Origin of the sequence: Rhodococcus sp. Leaf233 (assembly GCF_001426165.1) — a bacterium.
Taxonomy (GTDB): Bacteria; Actinomycetota; Actinomycetes; order Mycobacteriales; family Mycobacteriaceae; genus Rhodococcoides; species Rhodococcoides fascians.
Map to the genome: position 1 here is coordinate 415,172 of NZ_LMRO01000012.1, position 18,927 is coordinate 434,098.

Below are 18,927 nucleotides of genomic sequence, written 5' to 3' on the forward strand. Positions count from 1 at the left end.
ACGGAAAGACAGTGAGCAGCAACGCAGTTCGTACGACGGTCGTCAACGAAGGCATTCGGTTGGCGGTGTTCGAGAGCGGTAACCCCGACGGGGACCCCATCGTCCTCGTTCACGGGTGGCCCGATACTCACGAACTGTGGAGCCACATCGTGCCGCAACTCGAAGACCGTTTTCGGGTGATCAGCTACGACTCGCGTGGAGCCGGCGAGAGCTCGGTACCTGCCGAGCAGTCGGCGTACAAGTTGGCCCGGTTGGCGGCAGACTTCTATGCCGTGGCAGATGCGGTCAGTCCCGACGCTCCCGTTCACGTACTCGCGCACGACTGGGGTGCCGTCGAGGTCTGGGAGGCCGCAGCCCAGCCCCAGGCCAAGGATCGAATCCGCTCGTACACATCGATTTCGGGGCCGAACCTCGATCACCTCGGTAAGTGGTCGCAGTCGCGCCTGCGTCGTCCCACTCTTGCCGGAATCAAGCAGGTTCTCGCGCAGACCCGAGCGTCCTGGTACACCGTCACCTTCCACATCCCCGGCCTCTCGACACTGCGCATCAAGCGACAGTTCGCCAAGGGCTGGCCGGCATTCCTCCAGGAGTTCTCGGGCGTCGATCCGAAGCTCGTCACCCAGAACCCCACACTGTGGTCGGACGCAACCAACGGCACCAAGCTGTACCGCGCCAACATCATTCCGCTGCTGACCAATCCGCGGGATCGATACATCGACATCCCGGTGCATCTCATCGTCAACACCGAGGACGTCGCGGTGCGGCCGTACCACTACGACGACACCGGCAAGTGGGTGAAGAACCTCACGCGCAACGACATTCCGGCAGGACACTGGTCGCCGATCTCGCATGCCGACGACATCGCCAGACTGACAAAGGAATTTATCGATTCGCTGAACTGATGGGCTGATGGGTCAGGGGACCAGTACCAGCTTGTGACGGGTGCGTGGGGCTCGCTCCCATGCACCCGCGACCTCGGCCAGTGGCACATTCTCGTATTCCACAGCGATCTGCCCGGTGACGGCCCAGTCGGTGAGGGTGCGATACGCCTGCGAGGTTGCGTCGGGTCCGTAGTGCATCGGCATGAAGCCGACGATGCTCGCCCCGAGTGATCGCAGGAGCTGCGCCGGCACGGTGATGTCGGCCCCGGCTCGGTCACCGATCTGCACCAGACGAACGAGGCGGTTGCCGGCTTGCAGTGCCGCGAGAGCGACTGTGCCCCAGGCATAGTCGACAACGACATCAACGCCGGAGGATGCCCGCCGAATAGCAGAGCTCAGCTCATCGACACTGTTGTCGCCGATGGCAACCGTGGCCGTGGCCCCGAGTTCACGGGTGGATTCGAGGGCGTGCTCGTCACGTCCGACGACCGTGATCGAGCCTGCGCCGAGCAATCGCGCCGCCTGTACGGCGAGGCGCCCGACCACCCCGGTGCCACCGAGGATCACGACGTTCTCCCCCGGCGTCATTCGAGCCCCATGGGTCAGCGGCATCAGGGCGGCCAGACCTGCATTACCCAGTGTCGCGGCGGTCGAGAAATCCAGCCCGTCGGGTAGTTCGATGAGCGAGGCCGTCGGCACCAAAGTCTGCTCAGCCATCGAACCGTGGGGCGAGAGCGCCGGTGAGAAGTAGACGCGGCGTCCGTCCTGCGTGGTACCCGCGCCTTCGATGCCGATGACCGTCGGCAGCGACCGCGGACTGAGGTAGTGGGTACCGGCGGCAATGACGATGTCGACGGCATTGAGCGTTGCAGCCGCCACGTCGATCACCTCCGAACCCTCCGCAGGTGCTGGGTTGCCGTGGTCCGTGTACGTCGGCACCCCGAACTCGGTCAGAACTGCTGCCTTCATGTCCGGCCTTTCGACGAATGGTCATTCACTGAATCCTGATTCAGTGTGTAGCCTGACTGCTGAGGTGTCAACAGGAAGGGGAACAGCGGTGGCAACCACTGGTCGCGCTCACCAGGCCGAGCAGACTCGCATCGAGCTGGAAAATGCCGCCCGCGCCGTCTTCGCCCGGTCCGGATACCTCAACACCAAGATCGTCGACATCACCCGGGAAGCAGGCCGGGCCGCAGGGTCGTTCTACAACCACTACTCGGGAAAGGACGGGCTGCTGTTGGCCCTCGCCGAACAGATCGGTGAAGACGCCGACGTCATCGTCGCGGCGCAGGATCCGTCCGCTCGCGATCACCCCACCATGCGTCCGCATCTGGAGGTCTTCTGGCAGTTGCTGACACGGCACCGGGTTGTGATCGATGCGCTTCGAGACGCCGCACTGGTGAGTCCCGAGTTCGCCGAACGGATGCAGCGATTCACGCAGGTCCAATTCGAGCCCTGGGTCGAACGCCTCAGCGCATTCGAGAAAGCAGGAGTCGAGCTTCCGGCACCTCCTGCCACCACCGCGATGCTGATCGGCGGTGCGGCGGAGAATTTCGCGCGGCTGTGGCAGGGCTCGCCCGAGGGCGGTCTCGACGCCCTCGTGGCGTTCGTCGATCGTGGGGTCTTCGGACAAACCGCTCAGCTGGACAGGTGACCGCGCAGCGTCGACGACGTGTATTCGGATCGAAAGAGGCCGCGCTGCTGCAGGATCGGGACCACGTGTTCGACGAAGTCCGCGAGTGAGTCCGGGTAGCGCGGGCACATCAGGTTGAATCCATCGGCACCGCGGCCGATCCACGATTCCATCTCGTCGGCAATGGAATCCGGCGTGCCGATCATCGTGGCATGCCCACCGCCGGCCGCAAGGGTGCCCAGCAACTGACGCACGGTGGGGCGATCCTTCTCGATGATGCGCAGGATGGTCTCGTACCGACCCTGCGGTCCCGTGAACTCGGCCGCAGGTGGCAGAGTCGGTACCGGTTCATCGAGTTCCCAAGCAGCACAATCCTGCCCGGTGAACGTCGAGAGCATCGCCAAGGATTGTTCCGTCGGCAGCAAGACGTCCAGTTCGGCCTTCTTCCGGTGAGCCTCCTCCATCGTCGATCCGATGTACGTCACCAAACCCGGCATGATGCCCACTGCCGCACTGTCACGACCGGCTCGATCGATTCTCGCCTTCACGTCGTCGTAATAGCCCTGCGCGGCAACGAGATCGTAGGCGACGGCATAGATCGCCTCGGCGTACTTCGCCGCCAGGTCGCGGCCCGGACCCGACGCCCCGGCCTGGAACAGAACCGGCCGACCCTGCGGTGAACGCGGCACCGTCAACGGACCGTCGACCCGAAAATGTTTGCCGTCGTGATCGATGGCATGCACCTTGGCCGGGTCCGCGTAGTGTCCGCTTCGATCGAGCGTCAACGCATCGGCATCCCACGAATCCCACAGCGCCAGAGCCGTATCGACGAATTCTTCGGCGCGCGCGTAGCGCTCCTCGCGAGCCGGGATGGCGTCCATTCCGTGATTGCGTGCTTCGGCGTCGAACATGGAGGTGACGACGTTCCAGCCGCCCCGTCCGCCGCTGATGTGGTCCAACGACGCCAGCATGCGCGCGGCATGGAACGGTGTGTAGAACGTCGACGACACAGTCGTGACCAGACCGATGTGGGTGGTCGCTCTGGCCATGGCCGACAGCGCCGTGATCGGTTCGAGAAACCAGGTTCCTGCGCCGGCCGGGTCGCGAACGGAATGCCCGTCGGCAAAGAACACCGCGTCGAACTTTCCCCGTTCGGCCAGCTGCGCAAGTTCCTCGTAGTACGCGATGTCGCCCAGGTCCTCCACTCGCGAATCGGGATGCCGCCACGCTGCACTGTGATGTCCGCAGCCGTACAGAAAAGCGTTGAGGTGCATGTCAGTTCTTGACCAAACCGCCGTCGACAACGAGGTTCTGACCGGTCACCGACCGCGCCCACGGGGAGGCGAAGAACAGCAGAGCATCGGCGAACTCCTCGGGCGTGGTGACGCGTTGCAGCGGGGTCGAGGCCGCGATGAAGTCGAACACCTCGGCCGGGGTCGCGGCACTGGCATCGGTGGTGCGCAGCAGTCCGCCCGACACCATGTTGACGGTGATGTTGTCCGACCCCAGGTCCGCGGACAACGTACGCGTCAGTGAGAGCAGGGCGGCCTTGGACGCGGTGTAGTCGTGGTACGGCACCACCGGATTCTGGAACAAGTTGGTGCCCACGTTGATGATTCGGCCAAAGCCCGCCTCACGCATTCCCGGCAGGGCCGCCTGCGTGGTGAGCAGCGCCGCGCGAACACTGCCACGCAACTGCGCGTCGAACCGATCCCAGGTGATGGTGTCGGCCTTCGGTCGAGCATCCCCGTCGAACGAGAAGTCGGCCAGTGCGTTGTTGACGACGGTGGTGATCGGGGTGCCGAAATGCGCACGGGCCGAGTCGAACACCGAGGCCACCGCGCTCTCGTCGGTCACGTCGCCCTGAACAGCAAATGCACGGTCGCCGAGCCTGTCCGCCAACGCCTCCGCTGCCTCTTTGCTGGTGCGGTAGTCGATCACCACACGCGCGCCCTCACCGGCGAACGCCGCGGCAATCGCTGCTCCCAGCCCGCGTCCACCCCCGGTGACCAACACTGTCTGCTCGTCGAGTCTCATGCGCTTCGCCTCTCGTTCGAGGTCGGGACCGTCGCGAGGGACAGGAAATACCGAAACATCACGACATTCCCTTCGCTGGTCCTAACCAGATCAGGTTCGACGGGTGTGATCTCAGCCCTGACGGGCACCCCGTGTCGCGATCGACTGTACCTGTAGGTCTCTCTACTGCTTTCTTGCGCTCGACGTAGACAGCCGAACACAACCATATGCAGCGATCAGCCGATGACAGCCCAGCCGTGGGGAGGAACGCTTACCCGTCCGTCGTTCAGGTGCGCCTCACCGGCCAGTACTTCGCTGCCCTGGGCCGGGTAGTCGATGCCCTCGTCGCCGAGGTTGAGCGCCACCGTCATGGAATTGTCGTCCGCGTACACGCGGTAGAGCAGCGCGGTGTTGGTGAGCTCGAGTGTCTCGGTGCGTGCGGAGTACAACCACGGATTGCGGCGCCGAACTGCGATCAGCTCCTGATGCACTCGGTAGACGGGCCAGCCGTACGGTGCCAGATCCTCGGAGGTGTCGGGGTATTCGGGACGGACCTCGTCGTCACCGCCGACGCGATCTTCCTTGATACCGCGGAAGGCCTGTTCGTCGCCGTAGTAGATCATCGGCATCCCGCCCACGGTGAACAGAACCACCAACGCGTGCAGCAGATGTCGCTCGTCCTCGATGACGCTGGCGATGCGATTGACGTCATGATTACCGACGAACGTGGCGGGCACGAAGGCGTCGAGCCAGCCGCTGTGACGCTCCAACGCGTGCGAGAGCTCGAAGAAGTTGAGCTCGCTCAGCCCACTCCAGATCGCTTTCCACAGTTCGTACTGCGTCACCGAGTCCAACGTGGAGGCCGAGACGATCCGGTCGTAGTCACCGTGGATGACTTCGCCCAGAAAGTATGCGTCCGAATGCTTCTCACGAACCTTCGGCAGCACCGCGGCCCAGAAGCGCGGCGGTACCGCGTAGGCCGCGTCGAGCCGCCAGGCGTCGACGCCGCGTTCGAGCCAGTGCGACAGCACGTCCACCACGTACTGCTGCACGTGCGGGCTCTCGTGGTTGAGCGCGACCAGTTCGTCGTGGCCCTCGAAGTTGCGATGCGTCGGCTCGTCGCCGGACCAGTCGAGGTGGAACCACTCCGCGGCCTCGGAATCCGGGCCCTCGGCCAGGGCCTCACGGAACTTCGGAAAGCTCTGCGCCACATGGTTGAAGACGCCGTCGAACATCACTTTCAGACCGCGGGAATGCGCCGCAGCGATCAGCGAATCGATATCCTCGTCGGTGCCGAGCCGACCGTCGACGTGGTAGTAGTCGACAGTGTCGTAGCCGTGCTTCTCCGACTCGAAGATCGGCCCCAGGGCGATGCCCGAGGCACCGAGCTCGACTGCGTAGTCGAGCCACTTCTCGATTCTGTTCAGCCGGTGCAGATCCGATTGGGATTCACCGTCCCATCCGTGCACCGGAGCGCCGGTGAAGCCGAGCGGGTACAGGTGCCACCAGATGGCATGCTTCGTCCACTCCATCAGGACGCCTCGATCGAGTCGCGACCGAGCTCGCCCGCGCCGGTATGGCCGGACAGGCTGGTCACCAAGTCGAATTCGGCCAGCAGGCAACGCAATACGTGCGCAACACCCTCCTGCCCGCCGAGGGCGAGACCGTAGAGGAACGGGCGGCCGAGGAGAACCGCATCGGCACCGAGCGCCAGCGCCTTGGCCATGTCGGCACCGGTGCGCACACCGGAGTCGAACAGGATCGTCAGTTCGTCGCCCACAGCCTCGACGATGGACGGCAATGCGTCGAGAGACGGCCTGGCACCGTCGATCTGACGTCCACCGTGGTTGGAGACCACGATGCCGTCGACTCCGTGGGCGGCCGCTTCTCGGGCGTCGCCGACGGTGCAGATGCCCTTGAGCACGATGGGACCGTCCCAATGCTCGCGCAGGAACGCCAGGTTCTTCCACGACAGGCCGGGATTGGGGAACATCTGCGCCCAATGCATGGCGGCCGCAACGGGATTCTCCTCGACGGGCTGAGCGAGTCCGGCTTGGAACGCCGGATCGCTCAGATAGTTCTCGATGCCGAGGTTCGCCAAGAATGGGAGGTACCCGCGGTCGAGATCGGCGGGCCGCCAGCCCAGCAACGTGGTGTCGAGCGTCAGCACCAGCGTGGTGAATCCGGTGTCCTTCGCGCGCTGCAGGAAGCTCAGCAGTACCGATTCGTCCGTCGGCCAGTACAACTGATACCAGCGCGGCGCATCTCCGCCCGCCTCGGCGATCTGCTCGAAGGAATGCGATGCCTGCGTCGAATGTATGTACGGCACACCGAGTTCCGCAGCCGCGCGAACCGTCGCGAGTTCACCGTCGGGATGGGCGAGAGTCTGAATACCCACCGGAGCGATCAGCAGCGGTGCAGGCATGTCGGTGCCGAGCACGGTGCACGCATGATCACGCGAGGCCGAGCTGCGCAGCATCCGCGGCGTGATGGCCCACCTGTCGAAGGCGGCCCGGTTCGCACGCGCCGTCGAGCCACTGCCCGCGCTGGCGACGATGTAGCCGAGCGCCTCAGGCGAGAGCTTCTCGGCAGCCTGGTCCTCCAGCCTCGCCAGGTTGGTGGTGATCGACGGTGTCTGCTGAGCGAACATTCCGGCGGCGTAGATGCCGAGTTGGTGATCGCTGAAGTTGCTGGGCCTGGCCTCGGTCATCGTTCGACCCTACCGGGGCACCGCCGAGGATCGGGCGAGAAATGCGTCCAGCAGCGCCGAGCACCGCTTGCGAGCTGCAGCTTCGGAGTCGGCAATGTCTTGCCTGATCTGGTGCACGTCCACCGCATGTTCGACGCCGTCGCGGTCCCACGCGGCCGCCCACGCATCGTAGGTGTCGAGGTCGATCTCGGGGTGGAACTGCAACCCGAGGTGCGGGCCGCAGACGAAGGCCTGCTGCGCTGCCTCGTTGCGGGCGATGACCGTCGCCTCCGGCGGAGCGACGAACGTGTCGCCGTGGAATTCCATCCACGGGCCCGAGGCGACGAGCTCGGGATCGGAGGTCTCGACGTCGACGAATCCGTACTCGGGGTACTCGGACTTGCGGACGGATCCGCCGAGCACGCGAGCAAGCAACTGGCCGCCGAAGCACACACCCAGAACCGGGACCTGCGCATCGATCGCCTGCTGCACGTACGCGATCTCCGGCGCGAGCCACGTCAGGGTGTCGTCGTACGCGGCGTCGGGTGAGCCCATGACCACGACCACCTGCGCGTCGGACAGCGTCGGTGGTGCGACATCGGGACTGTGGTCGAAGGAATGCACGTCCAACAGGAAACCCCTGGTGCGCAATTCGGCGGCGAGGGTGCCGATATCGCGACGCGCCAGGGACGGGTCCCGGTCGTGGACGAGAACTACGGCGCGCGGGTCGTTCGGGTATGTCACAGGGCTCCTTTACGGTGTTCGTGCACACCGTACGACAGACTGGATCCGATGCCACCTCGTAAACGCACTGCCCGATCCACCACTGCCCGCACCGTCAAGGCCGGGCAGAGCAGCGCTGCGCGAAAGTTCGCGGCTGCGAAGAACGGTGAGCCTGCGGCGAAGAAAGCTGCCCCGAAGAAGGCCGCACCTCGCAAGAGAACAGCCCCGCGCAAGACGTCGCCCCGCAAGTCCGCCGCCCCCGATCTTCGGGTGCCCGATCTCGGCGAGCGCGTCTGGGTGTTGGACGTGCCGTTCGAGGATCGGTCCGCGGCGGGCGCAGCGGGGGCGCGCTGGTACCCCGGACCGCGCGTGTTCGCGTATTACGGAACCGAACTGCCCGAGTACCTGCAGCCGTACGAATCGATGCCGTACAGCCTGCAGCGGTGGCTCGAGGACGACGCGAACGACAGTTGGCGCGACGAAGAGGTGCGCGAACGGGCGATGCAGCCTCGCGACACCCAACTCGAATCGGTCCGACGCCATCTGGCCGCGCTCGACGCCGGCTTCCCGTACTTCGCGCAGATGGATTCGACGGGTCTGGGTAAGACGTTGGCCGTGTGCGAGGCCGTGCGGCAGATGTCGGCCGCCGAGATCGGCACGGTTCTGGTGGTGGCACCCAAGGGTGCGCTGCCGGGGTGGCGTCGCACCATTGCAGACAGCGAGGCCGACATCGAACCATCCGACCGCAAGCGTTGGTTGCTGATCACCTATCAGTCCACCAAGAAGCTGCTGTCGGTTCCGCCCGAGACCGATCTGGGCAAACGTAAACGGACGCAGAACAAGCGGACCATCTCGCTGGGCGAGCTGCGGTTCGACATCGACGTGGTGATCGCCGACGAGTCGCATGCGTTGATGAACATCGAATCGCAGCAGTCGCAAATTCTGTGGCGGTATCAGGAGGCGGCCCGATCCGTCGTGTGGATGTCTGCCACTCCCGGCTATCAGCCGCTGCATTTCGCGTACATGGCCCGCGCCGTCGAACGCAGCCGCGGCGTCGAGATCCTCGGTGACGACGAGTATCTCGGCTATGCCGTGACGATGAAGTGGGCGGAGTTCCTCATCGAGTCCGGCTTCGCCGTCAAGGCAGGCAAGGCGACGACGGGGTTGACCACGTGGCGGTGGGAGCCCGAGGACGCGACGACGCGAGCCCGCGACATCGCGTCTGTGCACGGCTGGTTGTCGGGAGGCGCTGTGCCGTGGTCTATTTCGCGGCCGTCCCCACCGACTCCGCGGGAGCCCCTCGGCCAGGAACTCACGGCCGCGCAGAAGCGGCTGTACAACTCGGCGTGGGTGGACTACCGCAAGGAAGTCGGCCTGCCGATCTGGAAGGCCGTCGGCGGAAAGCGAGTGCTGCAGAAGAATCCGAGTACCCGCGCGGCGACGCTGCGATTTCGCCAGAAGTGCTCGTACCTGCGCATTCCCGCGTCTGCGGATCAAGTCCGGACGTGGGTCAAGGCAGGCAATCAGGTGTTCGTCTCGATGTTCTACCGCGAGTCGGTCGCTGCTCTGGCCCAGACACTTCGAGACGAGGGGCTCGAGGTCGCCGTGGTCGACGGGAGCATGAGCAGTCCCGAGCAGGAGGCGTCGATTCGTCGTTTTCAGACCGGCGACGCGTCGGTCATCGTCTCGACCACCACGAGCGCGATCAACCTGCACACCAACGAGTTACTGCTCCCGGAGGGGACGGTCTCCACACTCGCACCGCGCGTGACGCTGATTCACGATCCTCGGTGGACACCCATCGACATCAGGCAGATCGAGGGCCGCGCCAACCGCATCGACAAGGACCACAACCACACCACGTCGACCTGCTACTACGGCTACGCCGAGGGCACCGTCGAGGAGGAGATGGTGCTCACCGGGATCGAGCGCATCGCGGATCTGGGATCGATCGTGGGGCAGGCGGATCTGATCGATCCGGAGGCTTTCCTCGCGGCGAAAGTGGATGCCGGAAAATAGCGACAATTGTGAGCAATCGTCCACGCGCCCGAGTAGGTTCGGTCCCATCGACAATTCGTCGATAGTGGGCTCACTTTGGCACCAGGAGTAGTCATGATCGTTCTCGGAATCATCCTCGCCCTCATCGGCTATTTCGCCGGCATTTCAATTTTGACGACTATCGGCATCATTCTGGTGGTCGTCGGCGCGGTTCTGACGTTGCTCGGTTCGATGGGGCGCGCAGTCGGTGGCCGCAAGACGTGGTTTTGACATCCACGTTAGAACATACGTTCGATTTCTGTTAGTCTGAGCGGGCCCCCGGAGTTGGCGATGCGGCCAGCGGAGCCACTTCGGGCGGTCCAAATCGGGCGGTAGACAGTGTCGAAGGCGGTTGCGCGCGATGGCATCCGACGAGCGCGACACCGACCCGGTTGCCGGCTCGCTCTACCGCGTCGGCGATCGGTGGGCAGAACGAGCACCTACTCACTGCACCAACGGCCATCCGCTTGTCGCCGGTTCGGTACTGGTGGGTTCGCGTGCTTGCTCGTGTGAGCGGGGGCATCACCGTACCCATCAGTGCCAGAGTTGTAATCTCGTGCGGTTCACACCGGAACTCGGTCCCACGTGCAGCGACGCCAGCTTCGATTCACGCGCGGCGCGGTCACGGCCGGCGATCGTGGACAATCGGGGGCATGAGCAACAATGAAGCCGTCGTCGACCTGGTGCAACTGAGGCACGATTTCACGCGCTTCATGATGAGCTACAAGTTCGGAATAGACGAACTGATCACCAAGATCAACATCCTGAAGCAGGAATTCACCCACATCCACCGCTACAGCCCCATCGAGCATGTCTCGTCGCGACTGAAGACGCCCGAGAGCATCGTCGACAAAGCTCAGCGCAAGAAGTGCGCACTGACGCTCGATGCCATTCGCGAGAACATCCAGGACGTCGCAGGTGTCCGCATCACGTGCAGCTTCATCTCCGACACCTATCGCATCGCGGACATGCTCAGCAGTCAGACCGACGTTCGAGTCGTCGAGGTCAAGGACTACATCGCGAACCCGAAAGCCAACGGCTACAAGAGCTTGCACCTGATCGTCGAAATCCCGGTGTTCATGTCCGATCGCGTCCAACCGGTCTTGGTCGAACTCCAGATCCGCACGATTGCCATGGACTTCTGGGCGAGCCTCGAGCACAAGATCTTCTACAAGTACCGCGGCCAGATTCCGCCCACCCTGTTGGCCGAGCTGACCGAGGCCGCCGAGACGGCCAACACGCTGGACGAGAAGATGGAAAGCCTGCACGACGAGGTGGAGGAACTGAACGGCGATTCCGACAACTCCATCACCCTCGGTGCGATGCCTCCGATGGCCTTGCCTCCCGAATTGCTGCACATGTTGCTCACCGCCCAGGCCGAAGCGATCGACCCGGACTGACGGTGCGTTCGAAGAGCAGAACCCCGCTGCTCGACGGCTGAGCAGCGGGGTTCTCAGTTCGTGCCTGCGTTATCCGATGTGTACCGGCGTGTCGCCGACGGGCAGGTCGTCTTTCTTCGCGCGGACGAGCAGCAACACGACCGGGCTCACCAGCGCTACGAGGATCGCGGCGGTACCGAATGCCCAGGCGTAGCCGGAGACCTCGGCCGAGAACGCGTGGTCGATGGTCGCGAGCACGAAGTTGCGGATCGGCTCCGGCAGCGCGGCCAACATCTCGTCGCTGGGCACTTCCTGGCCGGCGAGAGCTTCCGCGGGAACTCCGGCGGGCGGAGTCGGCGCCGGATTCTCGGCCAGGTACGAGGTCTTCGACGAGGTGTAGACGGTGGTGAACACCGCAGCACCGAGTGCACCACCGACCTGCAGGGTGGCGTTGATCAGCGCCGATGCGGCACCTGCGTCGTGATCGGGAACGCCGATCAGTGCGACGTTCTGCATCGGAACCATCAGCAGACCGAGGCCGAGGCCGAGCAGCACGACGCCCGGCAGGACGTGCGTGAAGTACGAGGTGTCGACGCCGATCTGGGTGAGCAGCAGCAGGCCGACTGCGGAGACGACCGGACCGACGGCCATCAGCGGCTTGGGTCCGATCTTCGGCACGAGTGCAGAAGCGAGCGCGGCCGTGATCAAAATGCCGCCGGTCATCGGGAGCGACGCGACGCCGGCGATCACCGGGCTCATCTCCAGCACGATCTGGAAGTAGAACGTGAGGTACAACGTGCCACCGAGCAGGGCAGCGCCGATGACGGCCGAGCCGATGTACGCGGCACCGCGGTCACGGTCGAGCAACACACTCAACGGCAGCAGTGGGTTGGCGGACTTGGATTCGACGACGACGAACGCGGCCAGCAGAGCGAGGCCGAGCGCGATGAACGAGATGGTGGGTACCGTCGCCCAGCCGTCTTCGGCCTCGGTGAAGCCGTAGACCAGCGATGCCAGACCGAGAGCGACGAGGATCGCGCCGGGCAGGTCGTAGCGGGTGTCTCCGTGAGCCTTGCTCTCCTTCACCAGCGGCACCGCTGCGGCGATGGCGAACACTGCGACCGGGATGTTGACCAGCAGGCACCAGCGCCAGTTCGCGTATTCGGTGAGCACTCCGCCGAGGAGCAGGCCGACCGCTGCGCCGCCACCGGCAATGGCGCCGAAGACGCCGAACGCTTTGGCGCGTTCCTTGGTGTCGGTGAACGTCACCGTCAGGATGGCCAGTGCTGCCGGGGCGAGCAGTGCAGCGAACACACCCTGGCCGGCGCGCGCGATGAACAGCTGCCAGCCTTCCTGAGCGAGTCCGCCGATAGCGGAGGCAACGGCGAAGCCTGCCATGCCGACGATGAACGAGCGCTTGCGTCCCCAGTAGTCGGCAATGCGTCCGCCGAGCAGCAGCAGTGCGCCGAACGACAACGCGTAGGCGGTGATGACCCAGGCGCGGCTGCTGTCGCTGATGCCGAGATCCAGCTGAGCCTGCGGCAGCGCAATGTTGACGATCGTGCCGTCGAGCACGATCGTGAGCTGCGTGATGGCGACGATGCACAGCACCAGCCATCGGCGCTCGTAGTTCGGATTCAGATCCGGCGCTTCGCGCTCGGAGTGCTGCGACATGCTTGTACCCCACTCGTACTCGTTGATTCTGGGCACGAAAAATGTCCCGAGCAAAAAGGTAGGCGACCCAGAACCAATAGTCAAACGAACTAGTTGGTTGGGGGTATGGTGACCGCCATGAAACCTGACGCCAGTGCGACCCGCGCCCGCATCGTCGTCGCCGCCCGGGACGAGTTCTCGGTACACGGGCTGGCCGGGGCCCGCGTCGATCGGATCGCGGCCGCGGCCAAGGCCAGCAAAGAACGTCTGTACGCCTACTTCGGCGACAAAGAAGCCCTGTTCCGGGCCGTCGTCGAGGACGGGTTCGCGCGGTTCATCGACGAAGTACCCTTCGCCGTCGACGACCTCGGCGGATACGCAGCGCGCGAATACCTGCACCTCGCTGCGCATCCCGAGGAGCACCGCCTCCTGCTGTGGACTCAGCTTCAGGGCGGTATGGCGACCTCGGGCACCGACGACATCCACTCGGTCATCGCCGAGCGACACAGGGCCATGGCCGACGCCCAGCGAGACGGACTGATCTCCGACGCCTTCACCGTCGAGGATCTGATCACCATGATGTTCGGCATCACCTCGGCGTGGATGACCGCGCCGAGCAGGGACTGCGAGCCTGCCGACGACGCCGAAATTCAGCGTCGGGCGTCGAAAATCGAAGCCGCCGTGCGTCGACTCTGCGCTCCGTAGCGCTGTCTATCAATATCTAGCTTTGACGCAAGAGTGCGGAATACTGGGGTAGCGGCCCCCATTTCCGCAAACGCGCGCGCGTTTGCCAGACGCGCACAAAGTAGACACCGATCACGTCGCTATTCTGCGCGCATCTGGCAAGTGCGCTCGCGTTTGTCACCCCGGTCGGCTGCGTCCCTCGACCGCACACACGCGGGACGCCCCACCACGCCGAGTGCACGTGGTGGGGCGAGTCTCGAACTACGGCCGGCATCTACGCCGCACTACACCGGGAGTTTCTCGCGTCCGGTTTCCTTGATGGTCAGCACCGTGAGTACGCCGATCACGCAGACACCCATGACCCAGTAGGCGGGTGACATGGCGTTACCGGTCGACTCGACCAGTTGGGCGGCGACGTACGGTGCCGTTCCGCCTGCGGCGATGGTGCCGATGTTGAAGCCCAACGACACTCCGGTGTATCGAACTGCCCGAGGGAACAGCTCGGTGAACAGTGGAAACGCGGGTACCTGCACGACTCCGTTGAGAACCATGTAGACGAAGTACACACAGCCCACCACGATGATCGACGACGTCGCGCCGAGGATCATGAACACCGGCAACGCAATGACGACATACGCAACGTAGCCGCTGAGCAGTACCGGTTTGCGCCCGAATCTGTCGGTGAGCATGCCGCTGAGCGGGAAGGTCGCACAGGCCAACGCAATTGCGATCGCCGATGTCCAGTAGACCGAGTCCTTGGAGAATCCGAGGTCGTTGATCAGGTACACGCTGAAGTACGTCAGACCGATGTAACCGGATCCGTTCATCGCGATCGCAATTCCGACGACACGTAGCACCGACCACGGCTGCTTCTTCACGACATCGCTCAACGGGCTTTTCGCAACCTCGTTCTTCGCCGCCATTTCCTCGAACTCCGGGCTGTCTTCGAGCTTCAGCCGCACTCGCAGACAGACCAGAGCGAGGGGAAGTGCAAGCAGAAACGGAATGCGCCAGCCCCACGACGACATCTGGTCGTCGGTGGTGACGAGGGCGACCACACCGACAACGGCTGCGGCGACCGCGAATCCGAGGGTGGAACCGATCGGCGTGAACGACCCGAAGAAGCCGCGACGGTTCGGCGGTGCAGACTCTGCGATATAGGTTGCTGCACCGCCGATTTCACCTCCTGCAGAGAATCCTTGGGCGAGTCGGATGATGACGAGCAGAATCGGTGCCAGTACGCCCACACTCGAGTGTGTGGGCAGCATTCCCAGGACTCCACACGCGATACCCATACAGACCACTGTCACGACCAGAGCCTGCCGACGACCCTTTCTGTCGCCGAGGCGTCCGAAGAAGATTCCACCGAGCGGACGTGCAACGTATGCGACGCCGAATACTGCCAGGGTCGCGAGTATGGATACGCCGGGGCTGGTGGACGGAAAGAACAGTGGCGCAATGACTACGGCGAGAAATCCGTAGACGGCGAAGTCGTAATACTCGATGAGCGTGCCGACGCCACCGGCGAGCGCGGCACGGCGCGCGGTGGTGGTGTCGGCTTTCGGTGCGCTGGTGACCGCAGAAGGCTGGTCGACGTTCGTCATCGCGCTGTTCCCTGTCCTGTGAGTGGTTGCTTGCTTCGGTGTTCGGCCAGAAGTAATTCGTACGATCCGCCGGCCTCGATGACTGCGACAGTACGAGGGCTGGGCGCACTACCCACCAGGGATCGACCATCGGCAGTGGTCAATGTTGCTCGTCGCCAATCGAGTTCGACGGCATCACCGGTGACGACCGCGCCGGAGACATCCGGAATGGTGATGAGGGGTACTCCGTTGAATGTCTCTCCGCGCCAGAATCCCGGCGAGAACGACTCGGCCACGATGGCCTGGATACCGGCGTTGCGCAGAGCCACCATCGGCGGATAGTGCGGGTGGCCGTAGCCGAAGTTCCGGCCGCCGACGATGATGTCGCCCGGCCGAACGCGATCGACGAAACCCGGATCGTATGCGGTCATGCAGACCGACCTCAGATGCTCGGGATCGTACGACTTGATATTCGCAACGCCGACAACGAGATCGATGTCGAAGTCGTCGCCGAAGACCCAGGCAACTCGGCCGGAGATGACGTCGGGCGGGGGTGGGTAGGCGCTCACGAGCCCACCTGCTGGATCGTACCGGCCAACGCGCTGGCGGCGACGGTATACGGAGAACCCATGTAGATGTTGGCGTCGGAGCTACCCATCCGGCCGGAGATGTTGAGCACGCCGGTCGATATGCAATTCTCGCCCGCCGCCAACGGCTTCTGATAGCCGAAACAGAAGTCGCAGCTCGACACTGCAATGTGCGCACCCGCCGCGCGCAATACGTCGAGCAGCCCCTCTCGCTCGGCCTGATCGTGCACCTTCTGCGACGTGGGCACGACATTGAGCTCCACACCGGGAGCCACGGTGCGTCCGTCGAGCACGAGTGCCGCGGCCCGCAGATCCTCGATTCGTCCACTGGCACAGGATCCGATGAACGCCTTGGTGATCGGAGTGCCGGCGAGTTCGGCTGCTGTGTGGGTGTTGGCTGCACGCGCCGAGCCGGGCTGCACGACCTGCGGCACGATCTGGGCGAGGTCGATGGTGTGCCGAGCTGCGTAGGTCGCATCGGAGTCTGGGTAGACCGGTGTGAACGATTGTCTCGCAACATCGTTGGCGTAGTCGAGTGAGGTCTCGTCCGGTTCGAATATCGCGGACACGGCTCCGGTGAACATCGCCATGCCGCACAATCCTTGCCGGTGATCGATTTTCATCGACCGGGCACCGGGGCCACCGAATTCCATCACCTGGTGTGCGCACCCGTCTGCCCCGACGAGGTCGATGATGGTGTGCACCAGATCGCGGCTGTCCACTCCCGGCGCGAATTCTCCGTACAGGTCGAACCGCGTGGTCGCTGGAATGTCCACGTAGAGTTGGCCGGTCACCCATGCCTCGATCAGATCGCGGCGGATACCCCAGCCCAGCGCACCGAACGCCCCGATTCCGCTGATGTGGCCGTCGAAGTGGACGAGGAAGTCACCGGGGATGGCCAGGCCGAGTTCGGCGGTGAGTTGGTGCCCGATGCCGCGGCCCTCGTGCAGCTCGATTCCGTAGTACTCGCACCAGTCTCGGGTGACCTGGTGTACTTCTTGTTCCCGGTCGTTGCGCTTGGTCAACATGTGATCGATGAAGACGACGTACCGAGACGGGTCCTCGAGTGAGGTGATACCGAAGTCGTCGCGCATCTGCCGGAACATCACATCGGTGTACCCGGGGAAGTCGTACGCGATCATCCGAGCCGGTCGAACCGCGTGGTTCTCACCGGCACGCACGGGATCACCGCCACAGGTCCTACCGAGGATCTTCTCGACCATCGTGAACGCGGCCGATGTCATCGGTTGGCCTCCGCAGGAAGGTACTTACGCTGCTGCGCTTCGACTTCGGGAAAACCGATGAGGTCCACGAACTCGTGGTGCTGCAGCGCGTCGGCACTGACGTCGGCGGGAGCTTCGCCTGCGGCCAGGCGACGCAGGGTCTCGCGTGCGGCACCGGTTGCGGCCATCAGCACCTGAGTGGGCAGCAGGGCCAGCCGCACTCCGATCTGTGCCAGAACCTCCGGAGTGAACTCCCTCTCGGTCCAGGTCGACGCGGTCAGCGTGGCCATCAGCGGAACCCCGACCGCTCGGTGACAGTTCTCCCACTGCTCGACGGTCTCGAACGTCTTCGTCACCGGCATGATCATGTCGGCTCCGGCGTCGACGTAGGCCTGTGCGCGCATGATCGCCTCGTCGCCACGTGCGTCGGTGCGTGCGATGAGCAGAACGTCGTCCGGCATGGAATCACGCACCGCCCGAACCTTGCCCGACGCCTCCTCGACGGAGATCAAGTCCACCGGCTCGCCGACGCAGATCGGGCACTTCTTCGGCGACAGCTGGTCCTCCATGAACACACCCTGGACGCCGGCCTCGGCGAACCGCGTCGCGGTGCGCGCGGCGTTGACGGCGTTTCCGTAGCCGGTGTCGATGTCCGCGACGAGGGGCAGAGACGATGCCTCGCGAATGGTCCGGACGGCCTGCAGGTTCTCGGTCATCGTGTAGAGCTCGGCGTCGGGCAGTCCGAGCGCAGCCGATACGGCGAAGCCGGACGCGCACAGCGCCGAGAAGCCCGCCTGCTCGGCCAGCTTGGCCGTCAACCCGTCCCACACGCCGGGCGCATACACCAGGCCTTGTTCGGTCAGGCCTCTCAAAGTCATCGTCACGAGCACTCTCCGTTTCGTATTGCGGAACGCCTTCCGAATTTAGAGTGGCTCGGATCACAAGTCAATACCCGTGGATCGATAGCGCATCGCGCGTCGGTTCGTAGGATGGCGACGACGCTCCACCCGACCGGAAGGAACAACTCGTGGCAGTTCCCACCGAGTCCGACGCCCACGCCGGCCGCGACATCGTCGGTGCCGTCGTGAAGGCATGCGCTCTGCTCGACCATTTCGACACGACGCATCCTGTCTGGACGCTCAACGACCTGACGACGGCGAGTCGAATGAACAAGACGACCGTGCATCGTCTGATGACGACGTTGATCCATGCCGGCTGGGTGGACAGAACGGCGGAGGGTTCGTACCGGATCGCCATGCCGGTGTTCGAGATCGGATCGTCCGCGTTGACACAGCTCGACATCCGCGGTGCCGCCCAGCCGTACCTGTCCGAGATCGCCGAAAAGTTCGGCGACACCGCCTATCTGATGGTTCCCGCTGACGAGGGCGCGGTGTGCATCGACCGCCACGAGGGTAGCAATCCCCTTGTGGTAGCCGGTATTTCGATTGGATCCGTTCTTCCGTATCACGCCACGGCCGGGCCGATGGCGATGCTCGCGTTCTCCGCTCGCATTCGCGACCGCTGGCTCGGCGGAGAGCTTGCTGCATACACGAGCCGAACACTGACGTCACCAGACCTATTGATGGATCATCTCGACCGGATCCGAACGCAGGGATACGCGCTGAGCAACTCCGACTACCTGGCCGGCGTCGCGGCGGTGGGCGCACCGATTCTCGGACGCGACGGGGTGGTCGTCGCGTCGATCAGCGTCGGTGGCCGCGTGGAGACATTCGAGGGCGACGCCTTGACGGACAAGGTGGAGACGATTCTCGCGGCGGCGCGAAGCCTTTCACGCGTCGCAGAGGCTCTACCTGCATCGAGTCAGTAGCTACACGAGTA

At 64.2% G+C, this 18,927-nt stretch carries 18 protein-coding genes and 1 riboswitch; of the genes, 7 read left to right on the plus strand and 11 right to left on the minus strand.

Annotated features, from left to right (window positions below):
- The first annotated feature begins 11 nt into the window (after positions 1-11).
- Positions 12-902, plus strand: a complete 891-nt coding sequence (locus ASH04_RS21645) for an alpha/beta fold hydrolase (protein ID WP_057474500.1) — start codon at positions 12-14, stop codon at positions 900-902.
- A gap of 12 nt (positions 903-914) precedes the next feature.
- Here the strand turns inward: ASH04_RS21645 and ASH04_RS21650 are convergent, their stop codons facing one another.
- Complete coding sequence (locus tag ASH04_RS21650; RefSeq protein ID WP_057474501.1) at positions 915-1,850, minus strand: quinone oxidoreductase family protein; 936 nt, start codon at positions 1,848-1,850, stop codon at positions 915-917.
- A gap of 88 nt (positions 1,851-1,938) precedes the next feature.
- On the opposite strand from ASH04_RS21650, the gene ASH04_RS21655 reads away from it, so the two are divergent.
- Complete coding sequence (locus ASH04_RS21655) at positions 1,939-2,535, plus strand: TetR/AcrR family transcriptional regulator (protein ID WP_057474502.1); 597 nt, start codon at positions 1,939-1,941, stop codon at positions 2,533-2,535.
- Here ASH04_RS21655 and ASH04_RS21660 read toward each other — a convergent pair.
- The 5 genes from ASH04_RS21660 to ASH04_RS21680 form a co-directional block, all read right to left on the minus strand.
- Complete coding sequence (locus ASH04_RS21660; RefSeq protein ID WP_057474503.1) at positions 2,520-3,788, minus strand: LLM class flavin-dependent oxidoreductase; 1,269 nt, start codon at positions 3,786-3,788, stop codon at positions 2,520-2,522. The two genes, ASH04_RS21655 and ASH04_RS21660, sit on opposite strands and share 16 nt — an antisense overlap.
- 1 nt (position 3,789) lies before the next feature.
- Positions 3,790-4,551, minus strand: a complete 762-nt coding sequence (locus tag ASH04_RS21665; protein WP_057474504.1) for a 3-oxoacyl-ACP reductase — start codon at positions 4,549-4,551, stop codon at positions 3,790-3,792.
- A gap of 49 nt (positions 4,552-4,600) precedes the next feature.
- Positions 4,601-4,693, minus strand: a riboswitch (TPP riboswitch).
- 73 nt (positions 4,694-4,766) lie between these two features.
- A complete protein-coding gene (locus ASH04_RS21670; RefSeq protein WP_057474505.1) occupies positions 4,767-6,062 on the minus strand; it encodes an alpha-amylase family glycosyl hydrolase in 1,296 nt (431 codons plus the stop codon).
- A complete protein-coding gene (locus tag ASH04_RS21675) occupies positions 6,062-7,240 on the minus strand; it encodes an alpha-hydroxy-acid oxidizing protein (protein WP_057474506.1) in 1,179 nt (392 codons plus the stop codon). The genes ASH04_RS21670 and ASH04_RS21675 overlap by 1 nt, the downstream gene beginning before the upstream one ends.
- A gap of 9 nt (positions 7,241-7,249) precedes the next feature.
- Complete coding sequence (locus tag ASH04_RS21680) at positions 7,250-7,963, minus strand: type 1 glutamine amidotransferase (RefSeq protein WP_057474507.1); 714 nt, start codon at positions 7,961-7,963, stop codon at positions 7,250-7,252.
- A gap of 48 nt (positions 7,964-8,011) precedes the next feature.
- Here ASH04_RS21680 and ASH04_RS21685 point away from each other — a divergent pair, with 48 nt between their 5' ends.
- From ASH04_RS21685 to ASH04_RS21690, 3 genes are all read left to right on the plus strand, one after another.
- The gene (locus ASH04_RS21685) at positions 8,012-9,961 is read left to right on the plus strand and encodes a helicase-related protein (RefSeq protein WP_057474508.1); all 1,950 of its coding nucleotides are present in this window, start codon (positions 8,012-8,014) and stop codon (positions 9,959-9,961) included.
- A 93-nt stretch (positions 9,962-10,054) separates the two neighbouring features.
- Complete coding sequence (locus tag ASH04_RS27035; protein WP_094611554.1) at positions 10,055-10,210, plus strand: DUF6131 family protein; 156 nt, start codon at positions 10,055-10,057, stop codon at positions 10,208-10,210.
- Positions 10,211-10,632: 422 nt separating this feature from the next.
- Positions 10,633-11,379 (plus strand): GTP pyrophosphokinase, encoded by a 747-nt coding sequence (locus tag ASH04_RS21690; RefSeq protein WP_057474509.1) that lies wholly within the window; start codon positions 10,633-10,635, stop codon positions 11,377-11,379.
- Between the two features lie 69 nt (positions 11,380-11,448).
- On the opposite strand, the gene ASH04_RS21695 is transcribed toward ASH04_RS21690, so the two are convergent.
- Positions 11,449-13,032, minus strand: a complete 1,584-nt coding sequence (locus ASH04_RS21695) for an MFS transporter (RefSeq protein ID WP_032367742.1) — start codon at positions 13,030-13,032, stop codon at positions 11,449-11,451.
- A 117-nt stretch (positions 13,033-13,149) separates the two neighbouring features.
- Here ASH04_RS21695 and ASH04_RS21700 point away from each other — a divergent pair, with 117 nt between their 5' ends.
- Positions 13,150-13,716: a TetR family transcriptional regulator gene (locus ASH04_RS21700; RefSeq protein WP_032392730.1), complete on the plus strand. Its 567-nt coding sequence runs from the start codon at positions 13,150-13,152 to the stop codon at positions 13,714-13,716.
- A 263-nt stretch (positions 13,717-13,979) separates the two neighbouring features.
- Here the strand turns inward: ASH04_RS21700 and ASH04_RS21705 are convergent, their stop codons facing one another.
- Genes ASH04_RS21705 through ASH04_RS21720 form a run of 4 tightly spaced genes read right to left on the minus strand, consistent with a single transcriptional unit; the run spans position 13,980 to position 17,966 of the window.
- Positions 13,980-15,299, minus strand: a complete 1,320-nt coding sequence (locus ASH04_RS21705; protein ID WP_032392539.1) for an MFS transporter — start codon at positions 15,297-15,299, stop codon at positions 13,980-13,982.
- Complete coding sequence (locus ASH04_RS21710; protein ID WP_057474510.1) at positions 15,296-15,847, minus strand: hypothetical protein; 552 nt, start codon at positions 15,845-15,847, stop codon at positions 15,296-15,298. The genes ASH04_RS21705 and ASH04_RS21710 overlap by 4 nt, the downstream gene beginning before the upstream one ends.
- Positions 15,844-17,109 carry a 3-isopropylmalate dehydratase large subunit gene (locus ASH04_RS21715; protein WP_371828548.1) on the minus strand — a complete coding sequence of 422 codons (1,266 nt, stop codon included), beginning with the start codon at positions 17,107-17,109 and terminating at the stop codon, positions 15,844-15,846. Before ASH04_RS21715 ends, ASH04_RS21710 begins: the two co-directional genes overlap by 4 nt.
- Positions 17,106-17,966, minus strand: a complete 861-nt coding sequence (locus ASH04_RS21720) for an isocitrate lyase/PEP mutase family protein (protein ID WP_027495170.1) — start codon at positions 17,964-17,966, stop codon at positions 17,106-17,108. Before ASH04_RS21720 ends, ASH04_RS21715 begins: the two co-directional genes overlap by 4 nt.
- A 149-nt stretch (positions 17,967-18,115) precedes the next feature.
- On the opposite strand from ASH04_RS21720, the gene ASH04_RS21725 reads away from it, so the two are divergent.
- Positions 18,116-18,916 carry an IclR family transcriptional regulator gene (locus ASH04_RS21725; RefSeq protein ID WP_057474511.1) on the plus strand — a complete coding sequence of 267 codons (801 nt, stop codon included), beginning with the start codon at positions 18,116-18,118 and terminating at the stop codon, positions 18,914-18,916.
- Positions 18,917-18,927 lie beyond the last annotated feature (11 nt).